At 59.4% G+C, this 4056-nt stretch carries 5 protein-coding genes and 1 pseudogene; 5 read left to right on the forward strand and 1 reads right to left on the reverse strand.

Annotated elements, in window-relative coordinates; translation table 11 throughout:
* Positions 1–108: 108 nt before the first annotated feature.
* Positions 109–237 (reverse strand): recombinase family protein, encoded by a 129-nt coding sequence (locus ACEWQ0_RS00085; protein ID WP_476484115.1) that lies wholly within the window; start codon positions 235–237, stop codon positions 109–111.
* 216 nt (positions 238–453) lie between these two features.
* Between ACEWQ0_RS00085 and ACEWQ0_RS00090 the strand changes: the two genes are divergently transcribed.
* The 5 genes and pseudogenes from ACEWQ0_RS00090 to ACEWQ0_RS00110 all read left to right on the forward strand — a co-directional run.
* Complete coding sequence (locus ACEWQ0_RS00090; RefSeq protein WP_476484116.1) at positions 454–846, forward strand: MerR family transcriptional regulator; 393 nt, start codon at positions 454–456, stop codon at positions 844–846.
* Positions 847–887: 41 nt separating this feature from the next.
* Positions 888–2084, forward strand: coding sequence for an MFS transporter (locus tag ACEWQ0_RS00095; RefSeq protein WP_476484117.1), 1197 nt, complete (start codon positions 888–890; stop codon positions 2082–2084).
* A 13-nt stretch (positions 2085–2097) separates the two neighbouring features.
* Positions 2098–2781 carry a hypothetical protein gene (locus ACEWQ0_RS00100; protein WP_476484118.1) on the forward strand — a complete coding sequence of 228 codons (684 nt, stop codon included), beginning with the start codon at positions 2098–2100 and terminating at the stop codon, positions 2779–2781.
* Positions 2782–2851: 70 nt separating this feature from the next.
* Complete coding sequence (locus ACEWQ0_RS00105; protein WP_476484119.1) at positions 2852–3565, forward strand: SDR family NAD(P)-dependent oxidoreductase; 714 nt, start codon at positions 2852–2854, stop codon at positions 3563–3565.
* Positions 3566–3740: 175 nt separating this feature from the next.
* Positions 3741–4056, forward strand: a pseudogene (locus tag ACEWQ0_RS00110) (transposase); the annotation flags it as partial.

Consider the following 4056-nt stretch of genomic DNA (forward strand, 5'->3'; position numbering starts at 1 on the left):
GGCTGCTCGATTGGCTCCGACAGTTAGGAATCGGACGGAATTCGGCGTGCAGGGGACTTTGGTAAGGGTCCGGTGCCGGCCTGGTACGGCTCCGGATACCGTTGGAAATCAGGAAATAGGGCGCTTATACTTCCTATACGCCCTATACGCTTCGCACCCTGCCTTTCGAAGCGCATCTGTCTGCAAGGCAGTGTCCTGCTCCGCCGTCGAGACCCGTGCATAGCCGATCAGTGCCATTGGCCGCCCTTTTGTCCGTTGTTCCGTCCATCTATCTTATTGTCCGAAAACCCATCAAACAAGGATATTCTCGGACATTGTCCGGGTTGACCGTCTAATGAACGTTTTCCGGCCAAGGCTGCATTATGCATTGGAGCTCTGAACAGGCGGGCCTATTGACAGATCAAGATTTTTAGCACAAGTTACACCTAACGTAAGGTTTAAGTAGGTAAGCAGATGTCCTCACGCATGCAAATTGGCGAATTGGCACAGCGCGCCGGCGTCAGCCATCGCACCATTCACTACTATGAGCGCATCGGCCTCATGAAACCCGATGAGCGCGAAGGTGCGGGCTATCGCTATTATGACGAAACGGCCTATCAACGGCTGGAGAAGATCGCTGCCCTGAAACGACTGGGGCTGAGCCTGGATGAGATCGCGGTGGTCATCGACCTTTATTTCGAGGATGCCAGTGGTATCAAGGGTAAGGAGAAGGTGCTCGACATCCTTGAAACCCAGCTCGCCAAGACAGACGCGCAACTCGCGGAGCTGACAGAGTTCCGCCGCGACCTGGAAAGCAACATCGCCCGCATGAAATGCCTGATTGAACAAGCCCAACGCACTGACTGACCTCACCTTTAGGAGGCCCACACATGCTAGGAGGCCCACACATGCGCCCCCAATCTCTACCTAACGTCAACTTACAAAAAGAAGTGGCTGATGCGTCTGGTCCGCGTCAGGTGTTCCTGCTTCTGTTGCTCATGGTCTGCGGCTTTCTCGTCGTCGGCCAGCTCTACATCACCATCCCCCTGGTCACTGGTGTCGCCGGCCGGTTCGCCATCGCACCGGAACGCGCGGCGCTCATCGGTTCGGCGTTCGGCTTTGCCTATGCCATCGGCTTTCTGGTGTTTGGACCGCTCTCGGATCGCTACGGACGGCGCAGGCTGATCTTGTTCGGGCTGAGCGCGACCGCGCTTGCCACCTTGTTGGTGAGTTGGGCACAAAGCTTCGAGATACTCCTTGCGTCGCGGGCCGTGCAGGGATTCGTCGCAGCGGCGTTCCCACCTGCCGCACTGTCGCTCATCGCGGAGGAGCTGCCGCCCGCCCAGCGCCCGTTCGGCGTGTCGCTGATGAGCTTCGCCTTCCTGGGCGCTGCTCCGCTTGCGCAGGTTTTCTCCGCCGGTGTGAGCGCCGGGCTGCCGGGAATCATGCTGTATCTTGCCCCCCTCTATCTGCTCGCGGCAATCGCGCTGGCCTTCGTGGCTAAGACTGGCAATGGACAGGCCGAGCAGGCCGGCTCATCGCATGGACATTTCACGTCGCTCCTGCGGAACGCCGGTGTCCTTGTAGCCTGGGGCGCAGCTCTAACCGTGCTGTTCGGTTTCGTCTCGCTACATGCTGGAGCGCAGGCCCTCGGAGACCGTCTTGGCATCGATCTCCAAACCCTGCGCCTTGTCGGCTTGCCGCCGTTGCTTCTGACCTTTGCCGCTGCACCGTTGACGCGCCGTCATGGCGCTACCCTCACGGCACGTCACGGCCTCGTACTAGCGGGACTGGCGCTTATGCTAGCGGCCGTGGGCACATCGTGGGCCGTAATGGTGGCGAGTATAGCCCTGTCAGCAGGCGTGGCCTTTGCCGTGCCTGGCCTGATCGCCACAGTGGCAGGACGCGCCACCAATGCCAATCGCGGACTCGCCTTGGCGCTTTACACCTTCAGCCTTTTTGTTGGCGCAAGTCTCGCCCCGCCAGTGGCGCAGGCGCTGGCACAGACCGGTAGCGCAGCGCTCTGGCTGCTGCCGGCCAGTCTGCTGCTCATGGCTGCGCTCGGCATCACCGTTACCCATAAATCCCAGCTAACAACCACATAGGCAAGGGTTCTCCATGCGCTCATACCGATCCGCAATCGGCATCATCGCCGCCGGCTTGATCGCCGCAACGACCACCCACGCTTTGGCTCAACCCAACAAAGGAACCGCCATGACTGCTACGACCAATACTCAGGAAATCGCATTTCCCCTCAATGACCATCTGCCCGCCGGCTATCGTGAGGCTGGGCGCCGTTCTGTGACCGTCGATGCCGAGACAGCCGAGCTTGTCCGCTATGAACGTTCGGACGCACGCAATGCCGGCTTCGGCGGCGAGCATTTCAGCACCGTGATTGCCAGCAACGGCCGGCTCAAGGGCTTTGCGCGCATCGATCTTGATTTGATCGGACGCGATTTACCCTCGCGTGAGGAGGCGCAGGCCATTGCCATGGACTTCTTGCAGAAGCAGGCGCCGGACCTGCTGCCGGGAATGAAGTTGAGCTGGATCGACCCGCATGACGAGCCTTTGCGTGTTACCCGCGACGGTAAGACCGAAGACCTGACGCTTACCGGGATGAAGGTGAAGATGCGCAACACCGCTGATGGCCTCTGGTTCTGGGTCATCGTCGGCGCGGACCATAACGTCATGGTCTTCGAGCGCGACATCCACTGGATCAGTTTCCCCGGACATCGCGGCACGGAAAAATGGCTCCATGATTCCTGGCTCGTGGAGAACGGTCATTCGCTGCGTGAGACGTGAACGCAATCACTCCCTTCACAAGATGTCCGGTCCTTGGGGCCGGATATTCCCGACCAATAGGAGATACGACATGAAGCATCCGATTGTCATTTGCGGCTATGGCCCCGGCATCTCTCAGGCGGTCGCCCGTCGCTTTGGTGCTGCCGGATATCCCGTCGCAATTATCGCCCGTAACGCCGACCGCCTCGTAGCGGGCGCAGAGGCATTGCGGAAAGACGGCATCGAAGCAACGGCGTTCCCGGCCGATCTCACGGACGGCGATGAGCTTACCAACGTGCTCACAGCGATACGCGCCTCGCTCGGCACTGTCGGCATTCTGCACTGGAATGCGTTTCTACCAGTCAACGGAGACCTGCTGTCATGCCGGGCTGAAAACCTGCGGCAAAGTCTGGAATTGCGCCTTGTCAGCTTCATTGCGGCTGTTCAGGCCTTATTCGACGACCTCAAAGCGTCCCATGGCACGGTCCTCGCCACTAGTGGGATCACGGCGCTAGATCGCCCCGAGATTAACGCGTTCTCGGTCGATTATGCCGTGATGGCGATAACGGTAGCTGCGCAGCACAAGGCCTTGGGCATCTTAGCCCCGACTCTTTCACCTCATGGAATCCACGTTGCCGAAGTTGTCGTCAACGGCTTCGTTAAAGGCACCGAGGGCGTTGGAGCTTTTGACCAGCAGGGAACGATCGACCCGAAAGATGTTGCAGAGTGCTTCTGGGACTTGTTTGAGAGCAGAAGCCAGAACTCGCGGATACTCGGGGCAGATATCATCGTTGACTCCGCTTAATACACTGGGCTGAGACAGAAAAGAAGAAGGCGGGATAAACAGTCGATGGCGTGACTTTGTACGCTAGTGAGCTCTGGTCGTCAGAATTTGTCACTCGATCAGTCATTTATTTTACGACATGCAAAGGGTCCGTCGGGCTCATAATGTGACAGGAATTCCGGTGGAATGCTACGGTGACGGGACGACCCACGTGATCTTCGAGCCGCTGGATTTCATCGCCCGGCTGGCGGCGCTCGTGCCGCCGCCGCGCCTGAACCTGACCCGCTTTCACGGGGTATTTGCACCGAACAGTCCTTACCGGGCTCGTATCACGCCGGCCCGCCGAGGGCGAGGCGGCAAGCCGAAGAGGTCGGGACCGTCGGAAGATCGCACACCGGTCGAGCAACGCTCGGCGGTGCGCTGGGCGAAGCGCCTCAAGCGGGTCTTTCAGATTGATGTGGAGACCTGCCCGAGTTGCGGGGGCACGGTCCAGATCATCGCCTGTATCGAAG

The sequence above is a fragment of the Wenzhouxiangella sp. YN9 genome, assembly GCF_056324165.1.